Here is an 18,397-nt window from a genome sequence, read left to right on the forward strand (position 1 = left end):
ATGCCCGGTTCACCTCTTTGACTACGTTGGCCGGGATACTGCAGAGGCCTGTGCGTCCCCCACCGCAGGACGGCCCGCTGACCGCCCTTCCCTGGAGAACCTTGCGACGCATGACCTACCGTGCCCCCGAAACCAATGACAGCGCGCCCCTGGCCCAGCAGATCGAGCAGATGATCGACGAGCTGCCCGGCGACCAGGTGAGCGTCGGCACCCTGCTCAGCGCGCTGGGCGATGAGGGCCTGCTGCTGATCGTGATCCTGCTCTCGGCCATCTTCATCATTCCGGTGTCGATTCCCGGGCTGAGTACGGTGTTTGGCGCCTCGATCCTGCTGATCGGCCTGAGCCGGGTGCGCAACCGCCCGCTGTGGGTGCCACAGAAGCTGGCCCGCCGCGAGATCGCCACCGACAAGCTGAAGACCAACCTCGGCCGTGCGCTGAAATGGGTGCACCGCATGGAGCGGCTGTCGCGGCCGATGCGGCTGGCGGTGATGGTGCGCTCGAAGAAGATGATGCGCCTGAACAACCTGATGCTGGTGTTCGCGACCCTGCTGTTGATGGCGCCGGCCGGGCCGATTCCCTTCAGCAACACGCTGCCCGCATTGGCGCTGATGTCCTTCGCCATCGGCTTCATCCAGCGCGACGGCGCAGCGGTAGCGGCCGGTTATGGCTTCGTGGTGGCCACGGTGGTGTATTTCGGCGTACTGCTGGGTGGCGTGGGGTTTGCTGCCGAGTCGGTGTTCAGCGGGTTCCGGGCACGCTGAACCCGGTGGCAGAACCGGCAGGGCGGAGTCGACAGGGTAGTGTCGACTGCCCTTCGCTGCTTACCGGGGAAGCACGCGCTGCGCGCTCGAGTCGACTGACAGTCGACTCTACCGGATGTTCTTCGGCCATGGCTCGACGCTACACAGCTACTTGGCCGACACCCGCCACACCACGTCGCCCACGTCATCAGCCACCAGCAGCGCGCCTTCGGCATCCATCGCCATGCCCACCGGTGCGCCCATCAGGGTCTTCTCGTCCTTCGAGGTGAAGCCGCTGACCACGGTCTGCGGGCGCCCGGTCGGCTTGCCGTCCTTGAACGGTACATACACCACTTCGTAGCCGCTCAGCGGTGAACGGTCCCAGCTGCCGTGCTCGCCGATGAAGGCACCGCCGTGATACTGCGTCGGCAGCGCCTGGCCGGTGTAGAACAGCAGCCCCAGCGGCGCCACGTGCGAGCCGATGGCGTAATCCGGCACGATTGACTTGGCCACCAGGTCCGGCCGCTGCGGCTGCACGCGTTCGTCCACGTGCTGCCCGTAGTAGCTGTAGGGCCAGCCGTAGAAGCCATCTTCCTTCACCGAGGTGAGGTAGTCAGGCACCAGGTCGGCACCGATCTCATCGCGTTCGTTTGCCACCGCCCACAGCTTCCCGGTACTCGGCTCCCAGTCCAGCCCGGTCGGATTGCGGATGCCCGAGGCGTAGATGCGGCTGCCGCGGGTGGCCACGTCCACTTCCAGCACCACCGCACGGCGGTATTCGACGGCCAGGCCGTTCTCGGTGATGTTGCTGTTGGAGCCCACGCCCACATACAGCTTGCGGCCATCACGGCTGGCCAGCAGTTCCTTGGTCCAGTGGTGGTTGATGGTGCTGGGCAGGTCGGTGAACTCGCGGCCCTTGTCCGACATGCGGGTTTCGCCGGGCACGTAGTGGTACTGCATGATGTTGCCGGTGTTGGCCACGTACAGCGTGTCGCCGATCAGCTGGATGCCGAACGGCGAATGCAGGCCCTCGATGTAGACATGCTGGGTCCACGTGTTCGTTCCCGGCGTGCGGCGCAGCAGGGTGACCCGGTTCCCGCCCTTGCCGGCCTTGCCCGAGCGCGCTTTGACCTTGCCGGCAATCCACTGCTTGGGCGTGGTGACCGGTTCTTCGCCGGGGCCGTTGCCTTCCACCACCAGTACATCGCCATTGGGCAGGGACAGCAGGCGCCGCGGATGCTGCAGGTTGGCGGCGATGCGCTCGATCTTCAGGCCCTCGGCCACCGTGGGGGTCTGTCCATCAGCCCAGCCGACGCCCTTGGGCACCTGCATCGGCGGCATCAGGAAGTTGGCCGGCTTGGGCAGCGGCGGCTGCGGGCCCGACTGGTCGGCGGGATGGTATTCAGCCTTGCCGGCGCAGGCCGACAGCATCACGGCCAGCGCCAGGGCGCCCACGGTGGGCAGGATGTGCTTAGCCATGACGACCTCCCTGCAGCACCGGCGGCTGCAGTGACAGCAGGATCAAGCCCAGGGCAATCAGGGCCACGGTCAACGCCGACAGGATCGTGCCCGGCACTGCAACGGCATACGCATCGCGGCTGTGCACGAAGGCGTTCCAGATGGCCAGCACCACCGCGACCAGGTTGAGGAAGAAGTCGATGCGGTCGATACGGGTGGCCGTGCCGTTGCGGCGCCAGACCGCGAACAGGTTGATCAGGCGCGGAAGGATGGCGATCAGCAGGCCGAAGGTGATCAGCCAGGCGGCGGCCTTTCCCCACATCACCTCGGCGCCGTTGAGGTAGATCGCGTCGAAGATCAGTGCACCGACGAAGAAGCCGAAGGGTATCGGGTTCAACAGGCTGAACAGCGTGGTGCCGAGGCCGCGATGGGCCTGGGCCAGAGGGTTGACCATCATCGTGCTCCGATGCGGAAGGGTGCACGGGCTGTAGTAACACAGCGCGATGTGAGGGCGCGCGATGATACCCGGCGGGGCTGCCACACCCACCGCGCAGGCACCCCGCTACGCGGATTCGTCCTCGCGCACCTCGTGGAAGGGCAGCATCGTCTCGAAGCCGAATTCGTGTTCCATGCTGGTACGGACCAGGCCGCCGATGGCGTAGCGGCTGGTGTTGGCATGCACGTCTATGCCACCGAGCCGCCACTCGGTGCGCAGATGCAGCGTTTCTGCGCGGCGCATGACGATCCGTTCCTCCTGCAGCAGCGCGCGTCGGTGCCTCTTCATCAACAGCCGCAGCGGTTTCACCGTGGTGATGCCGAATGCGGCCAGCTCGGGCAGCAACTCGGCGATATCGGCATCGTCGCCATAGTCGTGGCTGCGCGTATGCACGGACAGCACCACCTTGCGGATGGCGGCAACCGAGAGCGGGGTCTGGTCTGCGCGCGCACGTGCACGCTGGCGTCCATTCTTCATGCGTGTCTTCATCTGCATGTGATTACCACGTTTCCGGCCCTCGAAGCAGACGCGCGAAGATGGCGTGAAGGCATTCGAATGCCCTGTCATAACCTGACGTACTAAGCGTTTGTGACGCAATTGGCACATTCGCAGATTGTTTGTGTGAAGAGGTAGGGGGTTGTTCGTTGTGTCGCGTTTGGCTCGTTGCGATGGGGCAGTTCCGCCCCGCCGTCCTGCCATGCCGATTCACAACAGAAGGATTCGTGTATGAAGCGACACACGCAACGCTCCGCGCCACCGCGCTCTGCGCGCCTGGCCCTCGCCACTGCCCTGGTGCTGGGCAGCCTGGCCGCCACCGCCCAGGCCCAACAGGCCGATCCGTTGGCGGGTATCCAGTGGCACCTGCTCAACACCGGTCAGACGGTCCCGGCCGACACACTGCCGGTGGCCGGCAACGATCTGAACGTGGATGGCCTGTTCCGCAATGGCATCCGTGGCCAGGGCGTCACCATCGCCATCGTCGACGATGGCCTGCAGATCGCGCATCCGGACCTGGCGGCCAACGTGGCCGCGGTGGCCGGCAAGAACTTCACCAATGGCTCGAACAACCCCACCCCGACCAACCCGGATGTCGACAACCACGGCACCATGGTCGGTGGCATCGCCGGTGCGGTGGGCGCCAACAACCTTGGCGTGCGCGGTGTGGCCCCGGCGGCGACGCTGAAGGGCTTCAACCCGATTTCGCGCTCAGCCCTGGGCAACCAGCAGAGCAACATCGAGTACGCCTGGTGGGACGGCGCGGAGTCGGCCGACGTGCAGGTGTTCAACAACAGCTGGGGCGCCGGCCCGGGCAATCCGAACCTGCCGTTGGCGTACAGCGAAAACACGATTCGTTCGTATGAGCAAGCCCTGTCGGGTACGCGCGGTGGCCGCGGCGGCATCTACGTGAAGTCGGCCGGCAACAACTTCAACAATGCCTCGATCAGCCAGACCCAGGATGTCTGCACCACCGACACCAAGAACCGCAACACCGGCTGCGTGCCGGCTGGCCGCGACCCGCGCAACAACCTGTTCAACGTCATCACCGTAGGCGCGGTGCGCGCCGATGGCGTGCGCTCGTCGTATTCCTCCACCGGCTCGGCGCTGTGGGTGTCGGCCTTTGGCGGCGAGTACGGCCTGCAGGCGCAGTACGCCCCGGGCCTGGTGGCACGCGCCTACGACCCGGCCATCGTCACCACCGACGTGACCGGGTGCGCGCAGGGCAGCAACAAGAACACCAACCGCCAGAACACGCTGGACAGCAACCTGTCGGCCATCGACAGCACCTGCAACTACACCGCCAAGATGAACGGCACGTCCGCGTCGGCACCGATGGTGTCGGGCGTGGCCGCACTGGTGCTGGAAGCCAATCCGAACCTGTCCTATCGCGATGTGAAGTACATCCTGGCCACCACCGCCACCCGCAACCACCCGAACCAGCCGGCGGTGACACTGGCCGACGGGCGCACGCTGGTGCCGGGCTGGACGGTGAATGCTGCCGGCCGTGCCTACAGCAACTGGTATGGCTTCGGCGTAGTCAACGCTGCACGTGCAGTGCAGGTGGCCGAGAACTTCCAGCCGCTCGGTGCGCTGGTCGACAGCGGCTGGCGCAACACCACGCGTACCGTGGCCATCGGCAACACCTCGGCTGCCGCCGCACGCCTGACCTTCCAGTTGGCCAACGGCGCGCGCAACATCGAAAGCGTGCAGCTGGGCTTCCGGGTCAACCACCGCAACACGCGCCAGCTGCAGTTCGTGCTGGTGTCGCCCAGCGGCACCCGCAGCGTGGTGCAACCGGCGTTCACCGCGATCGGTTCGGGCACGGGTGGCGCGCAGAGCAACTTCACCAGCTGGGACCTGCTGTCCAGCAATGCCTTCCTGGATGAAAATGCCAGCGGCACCTGGACGCTGGAAGTGACCGACATGGGGCAGGCCGCGACCGCAGCTTCGCGCGGCAACCTCGAATTCTTCAAGATCCGCGTTCTGGGGCACTGATGATGAAGACCACCATTCTGTTGAGCACGCTCGCCTTCGCGGCGATGACCTCCCCTGCCTGGGCACAGAGCTCGGGGCAGACCCCTCCAGCCAGGACCCTGTCGACCGTGGATGCGCAGGAACTGAAGGCGTCCGCTACCGGCCGCTCGTTCGATGTGGGCGGCACGCGCTTCCAGCTGTCTCCCTCGACCACCGTGAAGCAGGCCAGCGGCGGTCAGTTCACGATCACCCCGCAGGCGGCGGCGACCACCAGTTCGCGTACCAAGCGTTCGCTGGATGGCGCAGCGGCCGCGCCTGCTGATGCCGGTGCCGGCAAGTTCGCGGCGGCGGTCTCCCGCGACGGAGCGCCGGTGGTGGCGACCTCGCGGGTCAAGGTGTTCTTCACCGATGCGGCATCGGCCCAGCGCGCGGCTACGGCCACCGGTGGCACCGTGGTGAAGGTGTCGAAGGCTTCGGGCCAGGCCATCGTGGAGTATCCGTCGGTGAACGCGGCACTGGATGCGACCACCAGGCTGCTGTCCACCGCCGGTATCCGCGCCACCGAGCCGGACGTGGTGCAGTGGGAAGAGACCAAGTAAGGCGTTGAGTGGTGCCCCCGGCCGGCTGGCTCTCCTGGCCGGCCGGGGATTGGTGTGGGGGTGTGCCGACCAACGGTCGGCACCCACCGCGGTGGAGGTGACGTCAGCGCGCGGCGAGTGTGTCGCTGTGCTTGCGACTGCAGCTGGCCAGTGCGTCGTTGCCGGCGGCGGGATGAGCGGGCTCCAGCAGCAGGCGCTGCACGTCGGAAAACAGCTTGTCCACCGGCATGCCATAGGGCGCGAACAGGCGCAGGCGTCCCTGGCGGTCGAACACGTAGCCACCGGCAATGTGGCTCATCGTGTAGGTATCCGGTACCTGACCGGGTTCCTTTTCGTAGAACGCCTTGAAGTCGCTGGCCATCGCCGCCAGCTGCGCTTCGTTGCCGACCAGTGCGATTGCCTTGGGGTCGAACGCTTCCACGTAGGTCCGCGCAACCTCCGGGGTGTCGCGGGCCGGGTCAACGCTGACGAACACCACCTGCAGCTGGTCGGCATCCTTGCCCATCAGGTGCTTGACCTGGCTCAGCTCGACCATGGTGGTCGGGCACACGTCCGGGCAACTGGTGAAACCGAAGAACAGATAGGTCACCTGCCCCTGCAGGTCCTTCGGGCCGCGCACGGTGCCGTGGCTGTCGGGCATCGACCACTGCTGGCCGAGCTCTTCGCAGGCGATGTCCTTGGAGTAGAAGTCCATGCGCGACTGCGCACTGCAGCCGGCCAGCAGGCCGAGCAGCAGGCCTGCGGCCAGCCGCAGGCCACATTGGGGGAACGCGATGCCTTTCACGGTTCGCAGGCTCAGTTGATCATCATGTGGTAGTGCATGCTCCAGATGATCCACACCGACAACGCGACGATGATGAACAGGATCACCAAGGTGAACACGAAGCTGGCCAGGTTCCAGCCACCTTCGGACTTGCGGTCCATGTGCAGGAAATAGACCAGCTGCACCAGGATCTGCGCCACCGCGAAGCCAACCAGCAGGAACAGCGTGAGCGGCCGCGACAGCACCGGGTTCATCACCAGTGCGAACGGCACCACGGTCAGCAGCGCGCACAGCACGAAGCCGATCAGGTAGGACTTGGTGGAGCCGTGCGCATTGCCGGCGCGCGAAGTTTCGACGTGGGCCATGTCAGAAGGCTCCAATCAGATAGACGAAGGTGAAGACGCAGATCCACACCAGGTCCAGGAAGTGCCAGAACAGGCTCAGGCACGACACGCGGGTGATGTTGGTCGGGGTCAGGCCACGGCGGTAGACCTGGTGCATGACCACCGCCATCCAGATCAGGCCGCTGGCCACGTGCAGGCCGTGGGTGGCGACCAGCGCAAAGAACGCCGACAGGTAGGCACTGGTGCTGGGGCCTGCGCCTTCGTGGATCAGGTGCGAGAACTCGTAGATCTCCATGCCGATGAACGAGGCACCGAGCACGAAGGTCACGCCCAGCCAGCGCAGCACCGCCGAGGTGTCGTGGCGATGCATCGCCAGTACGGCCTGGCCGTAGGTGATGCTGGAGACCAGCAGCAGGAAGGTCTCGGCCATCACGAACGGCAGCGAGAACAAGTCCTTGCCGGTGGGGCCGCCTGCGTAGGCGGTGCTGAGCACCGCGTACGAGGCGAACAGCGAACCGAACAGCACCAGGTCGGACATGAGGTAGACCCACATGCCGAACACCTTCATGCCGCCCTGTTCGTGGCCGTGGTCGTGCTCATGGTGGTCCTCGCGCGCCTGCGTGTCGCTGGCCAGTTCGGGGCGGGTCAACAGGTTCATGCGCGTACCTCCTTCAGCTTGGCAAGGTTGGCCGCTTCGGTGCGCGCCACCTCTTCGGAACTGACGTAGTAGTCCACGTCCTCGTCGTAGGACCGCACGATCAGGGTGACGATCATCGCGATGAAGCTGGCCGCGGCCATCCACCAGATGTGCCAGACCAGGGCGAAGCACAGCACCAGGATCCAGATGTTGAGGATCAGCGGCACGCCGGTGTTCTTCGGCATGTGGATCGGTGCGTACTTCTTCGGCGGCGGCGGCAGGCCGCGCTTCTTCGCTTCGTGGAAAGCGTCCAGCTCATCGGCCTTGGGCACCACGGCGAAGTTGTAGAACGGCGGCGGCGACGGCGTAGCCCATTCCAGCGTGCGTGCGTTCCACGGGTCGCCGGTCAGGTCCAGGTTGCGCTTGCGGTCGCGCACGCTCACGTAGATCTGCACCAGCATCAGGATGATGCCCGCGAACACGAACAGCGCGCCGATGAAGGCGGCGATCAGGTACGGCGTCCACGCCGGGTTGTCGTACTGGTTCATGCGGCGGGTCATGCCCATGAAACCCAGCATGTACAGCGGCATGAAGGCCAGGTAGAAGCCGATCACCCAGCAGGCGAACGACCACTTGCCCAGGCGCTCGTTGAGGGTGAAGCCGAACACCTTCGGGAACCAGTAGGCGAAGCCGGCCAGGTAGCCGAACAGCGCGCCGCCGATGATGGTGTTGTGGAAGTGCGCGACCAGGAACAGGCTGTTGTGCAGCAGGAAGTCGGCGCCCGGGATGGCCAGCAGCACGCCGGTCATGCCACCGATGGTGAAGGTGACCAGGAACGCGATGGTCCACAGCATCGGCACGCTGAATTCGACGCGGCCACCGTACATGGTGAACAGCCAAGTGAAGATCTTCACGCCGGTGGGGATGGCGATGATCATCGTCATGATGCCGAAGAAGGCATTGACGCTGGCACCGGAGCCCATGGTGAAGAAGTGGTGCAGCCAGACGATGAACGACAGGATGCCGATCGCCAGCGTGGCACCGACCATCGACTTGTAGCCGAACAGCTTCTTGCGCGCGAACGTGGCGGTCACTTCGGAGAAGATGCCGAACGCCGGCAGCACCAGGATGTACACCTCCGGATGGCCCCAGGCCCACACCAGGTTCACGTACATCATCGGGTTGCCACCCAATGTGTTGGTGTAGAAGTTGAAGTCCAGGTAGCGGTCCAGGGTGAGCGCACCCAGCGCCACGGTCAGGATCGGGAAGGCGGCGATGATGATCACGCTGGTGACCAGCACGGTCCAGGTGAACACCGGCATCTTCATCAGGGTCATGCCCGGCGCACGCATGCGCAGGATGGTGATGAACAGGTTGACGCCGGTCAGCAATGTGCCGATGCCCGAAGCCTGCAACGCCCAGATGTAGTAGTCGACACCCACGCCTGGACTGAACTCGATGCCCGACAGCGGCGGGTAGGCGACCCAACCGGTCATGGCGAATTCGCCAACGCCCAGCGAGATCATCATCAACGCTGCGCCGACCACGAAGATCCAGAAGCTGAAGGCGTTGAGGAACGGGAACGCCATGTCGCGCGCACCGATCTGCAGCGGCACGATGATGTTCATCAGGCCGACCACGAACGGGGTGGCCACGAAGAAGATCATGATCACGCCGTGCGCGGTGAAGATCTGGTCGTAGTGCTCCGGTGGCAGGAAGCCGTCACTGCCCGGCCCGGCCGCCGCCAGCTGCGCGCGCATCATCAGCGCATCGGCAAAGCCACGCACCAGCATGACCAGCGCCACCACCACGTACATGATGCCGATCTTCTTGTGGTCCACGGTGGTGAACCAGTCACGCCAGAGCGGACCCCACAGCTTGAAGTACGTCACCGCGCCGAGCAGCGCGAGGCCGCCCAGCACCATGGCCGCCAATGTGACCACGACGATCGGCTCGTGCAGTGGCACGGCCTCCCACGTCAATTTACCCAACATGTTCGTTACTCCTGGGAAACCTGGGCACCGCCGGCAGCGCCCGCCGGGGTAGCAGCAGCGGTGTTCTCACCGACGCCGATGAACTGGTCGATGACCTTCTTGAACAGCAGCGGTTCAACACTGGAGAAGTGCTGCACCGGTGCGTTCTTCGACGGCGCGGCCAGCGCCTTGAACTGCGTGAAGCTGAGCGCGTCCGGCGCGTTGCGCACCTCGGCCACCCAGCGATCGAAGTCTTCGTTGCTGCTGGAAGTGGCGATGAACTTCATGTTCGAGAAGCCATGCCCGCTGTAGTTGCCGGACATGCCACGGAACTGGCCGGGCTCGTTGGCGATCAGGTGCAGCTGCGTGCGCATGCCGGCCATCGCGTAGATCTGCCCTCCCAGCTGCGGGATGAAAAAGGTATTCATCGTCGAGTTGGAGGTGATGTTGAACGCCAGCGGGCGGTTGGCCGGGAAGTTGAGCTGGTTGACCGTGGCGATGCCCAGGTCCGGGTACACGAACACCCACTTCCAGTCGGTGGCGATCACGTCCACGTGCAGCGGCTCACCGGCCACGTCCAGCGGCTTGTACGGGTCCAGCTCGTGGGTCGACTTCCACACGATCACCGCCAGCACCGCGATGATGATCAGCGGCACGCCCCAGACCACGATCTCCACCTTGGTGGAGTGCGACCAGTCCGGCGTGTATTTCGCCTTGGTGTTGCCAGCGCGGAAGCGCCAGGCGAATACGAAGGTCAGCACGATGGCCGGTATCACCACGATCAGCATCAGGCCGATGCAGATCAGGATCAGGTCGCGCTGGGCGAGCCCGACCATACCCTTCGAATCCAGCAGCACCCAGTCACAGCCCGACAGGCCGACGCAGGCCAGGGCGACCAGCGCCAGGCGGATGCGGTTCCAGCAGATATTCATTGGAGGTCAACCCTGTTGAAGAAGCGTGCTTGACCGGCTCGCCTGCGCGCAGCGCCCGGGCGTGGAGCGGCTACACTGTGGGTACGAGGTCGCCTACAAACAGGCGAACCACTCCAATCAAGCCCATACAAGATACATCATTGTATGGACTTGTGCATCTGCACGTATGGAAAAAACTGATCGATGACGCCACCTGCCGCCGGCCGCCGCCTGAAACACCCCAATCGCACCTGGGTTCGCCCCTTCCGCGAGGGCGCCGGCCCGCTGTACCTGCAGATTGCCCAGCAGGTGCGCGAGGCGGTGGATGACGGCGTGCTGCGCCCGGGCGACCGCCTGCCGCCGCAGCGCGACCTGGCCCAGCAGGTGGGCGTGGACCTGACCACGGTCACCCGCGCCTTCGCCGAGCTGCGCCAGGCCGGCCTGCTCGACGCGCAGGGCGCCGGCGGCACCTTCATCGCGCTGTCGGCCGGCAACCGCAGCACCTCGGTGGACCTGAGCATGAACATCCCGCCGCTGCTGGGCAGCGCGCCGTTCGCACAGGGCATGGAGGCCGGCTTCCAGCACGTGGGCCAGCAGCTGGGCCAGGGCGAACTGATGAGCTATCACGTCGGCGCCGGCACCCGTGAGGACCGCGCCGCCGCGGTGCAGTGGCTGGCGCCAATGCTGGGCACGGTCGGCGCCGACCAGGTGGTGATCTGTCCCGGCGCGCAGACCGCGCTGTGCGCGCTGATCCTGGCCCGCACCCAGCCGGGCGAGCTGATCGCCGCTGAGCAGCTGACCTACCCGGGCCTGCTGGCCGCCGCGCGCGTGCTGCAGCGGGGCGTGGCGCCGGTGGCGATGGACGCCGAGGGCATGCTGCCGGGCGCGCTGGAGGAGGCCTGCCAGCTACGTCGCCCGCGCCTGCTGTACCTGGTGCCGACCATCCAGAACCCGACCACGGCAACGATGTCGGCGCAGCGCCGGCAGGCCCTGCTGGCGGTGGCGGAGCGCCACGATCTGACCGTGATCGAAGACGATCCCTACTGGTTGCTGGCCGGTGACGCCGCGCCACCGCTGGCCGCCCACCGCGACGCCGGCTGCCCGGTGTATTACATCTCCACCCTGTCCAAGTGCCTGGCCCCGGGCCTGCGCACCGCCTATCTGGTGGTGCCGGCCGGCGAGCCGATGGAACCGGTGCTGGACGCCCTGCGTGCGATCGCACTGATGCCGACCCAGTCGATGGTGGCGGTGGCGTCGCAGTGGATCCGCAGCGGCCAGGCCCGGGACATGGTGCAGCGCTTCCAGCAGGAACTGCGCGAGCGCCAGGCGATTGCCGCGCAGTTCCTGCCGCCCCGCGCCCAGGCGCATCCGGCCGGCCTGCATGTGTGGCTGCCGCTGCCGCCACGGCTGGACCAGTACCGGTTGATCCAGGCCGCACAGGAACAGGGCCTGGGCATCGCCAGCTCGGATGCCTTCAGCGTGGAAGAGCCGCCGCCGGGCAACGCGATACGCCTGTCGCTGGGCGGCGCGGTCGACCAGGGCGCGCTGGCCGGGGCGCTGGCCAAGCTGAACGAGATCCTGTCCGAAGCCCCCGAGGCCCGGCACAACGCCATCGTCTGAACCGGGTGCATGGCGCTTCATCCATACAAGATGATACTTTGTATGCAATGTATGGATGAAGGGACGTGCATCGATGCGCGCCGAGAAACTGAAGTTCCACCTGGTGATGGCCGGCTGCGGTGGCTTTGTGGTGTTGATGCTGGCCGCGCTGGCCTGGGTCTGCCTGCAGCCGCAGACCGTGGACGTGCAGGCCGCCGAACGCCACGCCATCGAGCAGTGCGTGCAGCGCAGCGAGGATCCGTCGCGTAGCGAGATCCAGCGCCGCGCGCAGGCCGATTCCTGCCGCGAGATGCGCAAGCAGTACGTGCACAAGTTCGGCCGGGAAGACTCCTGATGGGCGCAGCCGCGCCGCGTCGCCGCTGGCTGCTGCCGACGATGATCGCCCTCGCCTGCCTGTTCATGGCTGGCGTGGCGGCTGCACTGTGGCAGTACTTCGGCTACAGCGCGCAATCCACGTTCACCGAACAGGCCATCGTCTTCGACGACTCGCAACTGCGCCTGCCAGCCGATCTGGCCGGTGATACCGGCCGCATCCGCGTGGTGCATTTCTGGGACCCGGCATGTGCGGTCTGCAACCGCGAGACCGGTGCGCACCTGAGCTACCTGATCAGCATGTACCGCCGCGCCGGCATCGACTTCTATGCGATCCGCCGCCCGGGTACGCAGGGCGAGCTGCCCGAGCCGCTGCGCAACAAGGTGATCAACCTGCCGACCATTGATGGCATCGAACACATCCCGGCCAGCCCCGCCGTAGCCATCTGGGATCGCCAGGGCCACCTCGCCTATGCGGGGCCGTACAGCATCGGCATGGTCTGCAACTCGGCCAACAGCTTTGTCGAACCGCTGCTGGACAGACTGGTGCGCGGCGAAACCGTGCGCCCGAAAGGACTGCTTGCCGTGGGCTGCTACTGCCCCTGGCAGGCCAAGCGCTGAGGACGCGCAATGACATCACTGACGCTGGCCGGTGCGGCCGCCGCAAACAACAACGGCGGTCACCTGTCCGAACCGACCGATGGTTATGGACAGGCTCCCGCCGTTGGAAGCAACGATACGCCCCGACATGCTCCGTACATGCCGCGACCGGATGTCGCAGCGCGCGAATGGGTGCAGGACGTGCTCGCGCACAACGGGCCGATCTACCTGCGCATCGTCAATTCGCTGGAACGCACGGTGCGCCGTGGCGGCCTCGCACCCGGACAGCGCCTGCCCTCGCAGCGCGCGTTGGCGCAGCAGCTCGGCATCGACCTGACCACGGTCACCCGCGCCTTCGATGAAGCACGCAAGCGCGGCCTGATCGAAGCACGCGGGCCACAAGGCAGTTTCATCGCACCGCCCAAGGCCGGCTTCGACCAGGTCGTGGACCTGAGCATGAACGTGCCGCCGGTGCCCGACGCCGATGCGCTGGCCGAGACCCTGCGCCGCGGTGCCGCCGCCGTGCTTGCACGCAGCAACGCGCCCAACCTGATGACCTATCACCTGGGCGGCGGCAACCCGACCGACCGCCACGCAGCGGCGCGCTGGCTGCAACCGATGCTGGGAAAGGTGGACGACGCCTGCCTGCTGCTGACCGAAGGCGCCCAGGTGGCGCTTGCCGCGATCCTGGTCAGCCAGGGCCGCGACGATGATGCGATCCTCTGCGATGCGCTGGTCTATCCGGGCCTGCTGCAGGCCGCCGCCGCACTGGGCCGGCGGCTGCTGCCGGTGGACAGCGACGAACACGGCATGTGCCCCGATGCGCTGGCCCGGCTGGCACGCGAAAGCGGCGCGCGGTTGGTCTATCTCAACCCCACCTGCCAGAACCCGACCGCGCTGACCCTGCCGCTGCAGCGGCGCGAAGCGCTGGCACGCGTGCTGGAGCGCGAAGGCCTGCAGGCGATCGAAGACGATCCTTACTGGCACCTCGCCGAGGATGCACCTACACCGCTGGCGGCACTGGCACCGCGTCATGTGTTCTACGTGGCGACGCTGTCGAAGGTGATCAGCCCCGGCCTGCGCACCGCCTTCGTGCGCTGCCCGAGCGCGGCGCATGCCGAGGCGATGACGGCTGCACTGCGGGCGACGCGGCTGATGGGTCATCCGCTGGTCTCGGCGTTGGCCAGCCAGCTGCTGCTTGATGGTTCGGCGCAGTCACTGCTGGCCCAGGTGCGCACCGAGGCACGCGAGCGCATGCGCATGGCGCGCTACCTGCTGGCGCCATCGCTGCTGCAGCGCGCGGAAGGCCTGCATGCCTGGTGCCGGGTACCGGCGCCGTGGACCGATGCGACCCTGGTGCGTACCGCGCAGCTGCAGGGGCTGGCGATTGCACCGTCATCGGCGTTCTGTCCGCCAGGGGTCTCGCACCAGAGCGGCGTGCGGCTGTCGCTGGGGCTGGCGGCGGACCGACGACAGCTGGAGAGTGCGCTGCGACGGATTGATCGGTTGTTGTTGTCCGATGCGTTGCCGGCGATCGAGCGGTAGCCGTGGAATGGGATGTGCCGACCAACGGTCGGCACCCACCCGACCGGTAGTGCCGGCCGCTGGCCAGCGGAAGATTCCCCGGCACGGTTGGAATGTGCCAACCAACAGTTGGCACCCACCCGACCGGTAGCGCCGGCCGCTGGCCGGCGGAAGATTCCCCGGCACGGTTGGAATGTGCCAACCAAGGTTGGCACCCACCAAAGCAGGGTCAGGCCAAGGCGGAGAGGGCCTTCACCAGCGCATCCATCTGCTCCGGCCGCGTGAACACTGATGGCGTCACGCGTACACAGGCACCGGAATCCAAACCGTCGCGATGGGTGGTGAACACGCGATGCTCATCCAGCAGGCGCTTCTGCAGCGCGAGGTTGTCAGCCACGCTGGTGCGCCCGCGCAGGCGGAAGCTGGCCAGCGCACTGGCCAGCGCCGGGTTCGGCGAAGACAGCACCTCGATGTGCGCCATCTTCCGCGCTGGCACGGTCCAGCGCTCGCGCAGGTAGCGCAGCCGCGCCTGCTTGTTGGCCACACCTACGCGCTGATGCAGGGCAATCGCCTCCGGCAGTGCCAGGTAGGCGGCGAAGTTGACCGTACCGGTGTGCACGCGGCTGCCGACACGGCCATCATCGGTCTCGCCCATGTACGGGTCCAGGTCCGCCACGCGCCCCTTGCGCACGTACATCGCGCCGACGCCGACCGGCGCGCCGATCCATTTGTGCAGATTGATGCCCACGAAGTCAGCCTTCAGATCCGGCACGGCGTAGTCGATCTGACCGAAACCATGGGCAGCATCAACGATCACATCGATACCGCGTGCCCGCGCACGCTCGGCGATCTCGGCCACCGGCAGCACCAGCCCATGGCGATGGCTGACCTGGGTCAGCAGCACCAGTTTCAGGCGCGGCAACCGCGCGAACGCGGCCTCGTAGGCCTGCAGGATCTGCGCGTGGTCGGGCACGGCCGGTAGCGCGATACGCTCGACCTGCACGCCGCGACGCTGCTGCAGCCAGCGCATCGCGCCGATCATGCTGTCGTAGTCGATGTCGGCATACAACACCTGGTCGCCGGGCTGCAGGCGGTTGTAGCCACCGATCAGCGCCAGCATCGCCTCGGTGGCCCCCCGCGTCAGTGCGATCTCATCAGCACCCACACCCAGCAGTTCGGCTACCTCTCGCTGCACCGCCATGTATTGCGCCGGAAACGCGCGGCGCCCATACCAGGCGTTGCCACGATTCACTTCAGTGGTGTGGCGCTGGTAGCTGGCGAGCGTCTCGTGACCCATCGCGCCCCAGTAGCCGTTCTCCAGGTGGTTCACTTCATCGGTGATGTCGAAGTGGCTGGCCACGGCGGCCCAGTAGCCTTCATCGCGGGCCAGCACGTCCGGCGCCACGGTCGTCGAGGGAATCTCCATCGGCGAAGCGTAACGCGCAGCGGCGCTGGCAGGCAGTGAAGACAGTGCAGCTGCGGCCGGCAGCAGTGTGCCGGCGCGCAGCAGGGAACGACGACGAGCGTCCATCAGAAGGTCAGCCGGTACTGCGCGTACAGGTTGGCACCGTCGGTGTCGTACGGCGCGTTGCGCGAGTAGACCAGGCCACGGCTGGCCTGGAACGTGGCCTCATCCGGGTAGCGATCGAACACATTGTCGGCGCCCACGCGCAGGCTGTGGTGCTCGTTGATGCGATAGCCCACGGCCAGGTCGAGGAAGCTCATCGCACCGAAGCGCTGGTAGATGTCGCCCACCGCGTTGCCGCTGGAATCGGTCCAGGCGCCGTAGTAGCGCATGCGCGCCATCAGCGACCAGGCACCGATGTCCCAGCTGCTGGTCAGACTTCCCTTGTGCTCGGGCAGGCGATCTTCGAACAGCACGCGCTGGGTCTCATTGGTGGCCACCGAGGTGCTGCCGTTGTCCACGCGTGTACGGTTGTAGTTGTAGGCCAGGGTCAGCGTCATGCGGCCGGCGCCGAGGTCGCGCAGGTAGTTGCCAACCACGTCCACGCCGGTGGTGGTGGTGTCGAAGTCGTTGGTGAAGTAGTTCACCGAGGTGTAGCCCAGCGGATTGGGCGTACCGGCCGGAATGGCGAAACTGGCCGACTGGCTGAAGCGGTCGGTGAGCTTGATCTGGTAGACATCCACCGAGCCGGACAGACCCAGGTCCGTGCGCCAGGTCAGGCCCAGCGAGGCGGTGCGCGATTCCTCCGGCTTCAACGGCTTGGCTCCAAGCAGCTGCGCCAGCGGATCGTTCGGCGACAGGCGGCCACTGGTGAAGATCTGCAGCGTGCGCGTGTCCAGGCCCTGGGTGGTGCTGGTGGTGTTGAGCTGCGCCGGCGTCGGTGCGCGGAAGCCGCTGGACACGGTGCCGCGCAGGGCCACGTCCGGGGTGATCGCAAAGCGCGCCGACAGCTTGCCATCCAGTGTGCTGCCGAAGCTGGAGAAGTCCTCGTAACGGCTGGCCGCGCCGATGCTCCAGCGCTCGCCCAGCGGCACTTCCATGTCCACGTAGGCGGCCTTGCTGCGCTGGCTCCACTGCCCGGCCTGGCTGGCCGAGAAGCCCGGCGCGCCATTGGAATTGGCTTCCAGGCCCGCGGCCGCGCCCGGACCCACCGCGTACGACGCCGGGTCACCGGCGCGCACCTGGTAGGTCTCCTGGCGCAACTCGCCACCGAAGGCGACGTTGATCGGCTTGGACAGCGCGCCCACCTCCCACTCGTAGTTGAAGTCGGCGTTGGCGTTCTTCTCGGTCTGGGTCAGGCGGCCGAGATCGAAGTCGGTCGGGCTGGCCGGGCCGAGCGAGGCATTGATCGAGTTCTTCAAGCTGTAGTCGATGGCGTTGCGGCCATACGAGGCGCTGATATCCCAGCGCAGCTTCGGCGTGATCTCGCCGCGCAGGCCACCGACCAGCTGCAGGTCGTTCTGGACGTTGCCGTACTGCGGGCTGAAGCCGACCGGATACAGCGAGCGCAGGTTCCAGCCGGGGAAGATGGAGGTGGTGCGGTACGCGCCGGTGGTGGTGTCCGGGTTGCGCCAGTTGAAATCACTGACGCCATCGCTGTGGCTGTACAGGCCGAAGGCATAGAGCTCCAGCGTCTCGCTGGCATTGGCCTTCACGTTGAAGCAGACGCGGCGGCTTTCCAGTTCCGGCTGGCCCCAGCGCTGCACCGGATTGGGCACGTCCAGCTCCGGATGTGCAGCCTGGAAGGCGATCGCGTCCGGGCGCTGGCGCGTGCGCGAGGTGGCGTCGGAGTTGGACGATTCGGCGAACAGCACCAGGCTGCCATAGTCGCCCAGCGACCAGCCGGTGCGCGCACTGAAATCGCGGGAGGCACCGTCGCCCTGCGAGTACTGCGAATAGCCGGCGGTGATCTCGGTACCTGGGCCATCCTCGAGGATGATGTTGATGACACCGGCGATGGCATCCGAGCCGTACTGCGCCGACGCACCATCACGCAGCACCTCGATGCGCTTGATCGCGCTGGTCGGAATCTGTGCAAGGTCGGCCGCCTGTGCACCACGGTTGCCGAGCAGCGCGCTGCGGTGGAAGCGGCGGCCGTTGACCAGCACCAGGGTCTGGTCCGGCGACAGGCCACGCAGGGTGGCCGGACGCACGAACACCTGGCCGTCGGCCATCGGCAGGCGCTGCACCACGAAAGACGGCACCAGCTGCGCCAGCACGTCCTTCAGGTCGGTGGATTCGACGGACGTGATGTCTTCCTTGGTGAACACGTCCACCGGCGCCAGTGTTTCGAACTGGGTGCGGTTGGACGCGCGGGTACCGGTGACCAGCATCGCGTCGAGCTGGGTGGGTGCGGCGCGGTTGCCGCCTGCGGCATCGACCGCATCGGCCTCCGCTGCGATCGCGCCTCCTGCGCTGGCCATGGAAAGGGCAAGGAGGATGGAACGCGAAAGCTTCGAACGATGCACGGCAGGGCTCCGGGA

Annotated in this window: 17 protein-coding genes; 7 read left to right on the top strand and 10 right to left on the bottom strand. The window is 66.4% G+C overall.

The window, feature by feature from the left end:
- Positions 1-110 precede the first annotated feature (110 nt).
- Positions 111-761: an exopolysaccharide biosynthesis protein gene (locus H4O10_RS04105; protein WP_049454297.1), complete on the top strand. Its 651-nt coding sequence runs from the start codon at positions 111-113 to the stop codon at positions 759-761.
- 147 nt (positions 762-908) lie between these two features.
- On the opposite strand, the gene H4O10_RS04110 is transcribed toward H4O10_RS04105, so the two are convergent.
- The 3 genes from H4O10_RS04110 to H4O10_RS04120 form a co-directional block, all read right to left on the bottom strand.
- Entirely contained in the window at positions 909-2,219 is a 1,311-nt protein-coding gene (locus H4O10_RS04110; RefSeq protein ID WP_049454295.1) for a sorbosone dehydrogenase family protein, read from the bottom strand.
- Entirely contained in the window at positions 2,212-2,652 is a 441-nt protein-coding gene (locus H4O10_RS04115; RefSeq protein WP_049454301.1) for a DUF2231 domain-containing protein, read from the bottom strand. The genes H4O10_RS04110 and H4O10_RS04115 overlap by 8 nt, the downstream gene beginning before the upstream one ends.
- A 108-nt stretch (positions 2,653-2,760) precedes the next feature.
- Positions 2,761-3,171: a hypothetical protein gene (locus H4O10_RS04120; RefSeq protein ID WP_224481904.1), complete on the bottom strand. Its 411-nt coding sequence runs from the start codon at positions 3,169-3,171 to the stop codon at positions 2,761-2,763.
- Positions 3,172-3,420: 249 nt separating this feature from the next.
- Between H4O10_RS04120 and H4O10_RS04125 the strand changes: the two genes are divergently transcribed.
- Together H4O10_RS04125 and H4O10_RS04130 are read left to right on the top strand one after the other, a co-directional pair.
- Entirely contained in the window at positions 3,421-5,187 is a 1,767-nt protein-coding gene (locus H4O10_RS04125) for a S8 family serine peptidase (RefSeq protein ID WP_088470670.1), read from the top strand.
- Positions 5,187-5,765, top strand: coding sequence for a hypothetical protein (locus tag H4O10_RS04130; RefSeq protein WP_005414757.1), 579 nt, complete (start codon positions 5,187-5,189; stop codon positions 5,763-5,765). The genes H4O10_RS04125 and H4O10_RS04130 overlap by 1 nt, the downstream gene beginning before the upstream one ends.
- A 103-nt stretch (positions 5,766-5,868) precedes the next feature.
- On the opposite strand, the gene H4O10_RS04135 is transcribed toward H4O10_RS04130, so the two are convergent.
- The 5 genes from H4O10_RS04135 to cyoA are packed head-to-tail and all read right to left on the bottom strand — an operon-like array spanning position 5,869 to position 10,414.
- Positions 5,869-6,549 carry an SCO family protein gene (locus H4O10_RS04135; RefSeq protein ID WP_049454291.1) on the bottom strand — a complete coding sequence of 227 codons (681 nt, stop codon included), beginning with the start codon at positions 6,547-6,549 and terminating at the stop codon, positions 5,869-5,871.
- Positions 6,550-6,560: 11 nt separating this feature from the next.
- Entirely contained in the window at positions 6,561-6,893 is a 333-nt protein-coding gene (cyoD, locus tag H4O10_RS04140) for a cytochrome o ubiquinol oxidase subunit IV (RefSeq protein ID WP_005411473.1), read from the bottom strand.
- 1 nt (position 6,894) lies between these two features.
- Positions 6,895-7,530, bottom strand: coding sequence for a cytochrome o ubiquinol oxidase subunit III (cyoC, locus tag H4O10_RS04145; protein WP_005411474.1), 636 nt, complete (start codon positions 7,528-7,530; stop codon positions 6,895-6,897).
- Positions 7,527-9,503, bottom strand: coding sequence for a cytochrome o ubiquinol oxidase subunit I (cyoB, locus tag H4O10_RS04150; protein ID WP_006474876.1), 1,977 nt, complete (start codon positions 9,501-9,503; stop codon positions 7,527-7,529). Before cyoB ends, cyoC begins: the two co-directional genes overlap by 4 nt.
- Positions 9,504-9,508: 5 nt before the next feature.
- Complete coding sequence (gene cyoA, locus H4O10_RS04155) at positions 9,509-10,414, bottom strand: ubiquinol oxidase subunit II (RefSeq protein ID WP_005411476.1); 906 nt, start codon at positions 10,412-10,414, stop codon at positions 9,509-9,511.
- Positions 10,415-10,597: 183 nt separating this feature from the next.
- On the opposite strand from cyoA, the gene H4O10_RS04160 reads away from it, so the two are divergent.
- From H4O10_RS04160 to H4O10_RS04175, 4 genes are read left to right on the top strand one after another with little or no spacing between them, the layout of a single operon-like run.
- Positions 10,598-12,013, top strand: a complete 1,416-nt coding sequence (locus H4O10_RS04160) for a PLP-dependent aminotransferase family protein (RefSeq protein WP_049454288.1) — start codon at positions 10,598-10,600, stop codon at positions 12,011-12,013.
- A 55-nt stretch (positions 12,014-12,068) separates the two neighbouring features.
- Positions 12,069-12,347 (top strand): hypothetical protein, encoded by a 279-nt coding sequence (locus tag H4O10_RS04165; RefSeq protein ID WP_005414763.1) that lies wholly within the window; start codon positions 12,069-12,071, stop codon positions 12,345-12,347.
- Complete coding sequence (locus H4O10_RS04170) at positions 12,347-12,946, top strand: DUF6436 domain-containing protein (RefSeq protein WP_032127099.1); 600 nt, start codon at positions 12,347-12,349, stop codon at positions 12,944-12,946. Before H4O10_RS04165 ends, H4O10_RS04170 begins: the two co-directional genes overlap by 1 nt.
- A 9-nt stretch (positions 12,947-12,955) precedes the next feature.
- A complete protein-coding gene (locus tag H4O10_RS04175; RefSeq protein ID WP_049404416.1) occupies positions 12,956-14,470 on the top strand; it encodes a PLP-dependent aminotransferase family protein in 1,515 nt (504 codons plus the stop codon).
- A gap of 208 nt (positions 14,471-14,678) precedes the next feature.
- Here H4O10_RS04175 and H4O10_RS04180 read toward each other — a convergent pair whose 3' ends face one another.
- Both H4O10_RS04180 and H4O10_RS04185 read right to left on the bottom strand, forming a co-directional pair.
- Complete coding sequence (locus H4O10_RS04180; protein WP_049454286.1) at positions 14,679-15,980, bottom strand: aminotransferase class V-fold PLP-dependent enzyme; 1,302 nt, start codon at positions 15,978-15,980, stop codon at positions 14,679-14,681.
- Positions 15,980-18,382 carry a TonB-dependent receptor gene (locus H4O10_RS04185; RefSeq protein WP_180845661.1) on the bottom strand — a complete coding sequence of 801 codons (2,403 nt, stop codon included), beginning with the start codon at positions 18,380-18,382 and terminating at the stop codon, positions 15,980-15,982. Before H4O10_RS04185 ends, H4O10_RS04180 begins: the two co-directional genes overlap by 1 nt.
- Positions 18,383-18,397: the final 15 nt, after the last annotated feature.

This window comes from Stenotrophomonas sp. I18B00994 (assembly GCF_014145825.1).
Taxonomy (GTDB): Bacteria; Pseudomonadota; Gammaproteobacteria; order Xanthomonadales; family Xanthomonadaceae; genus Stenotrophomonas; species Stenotrophomonas maltophilia.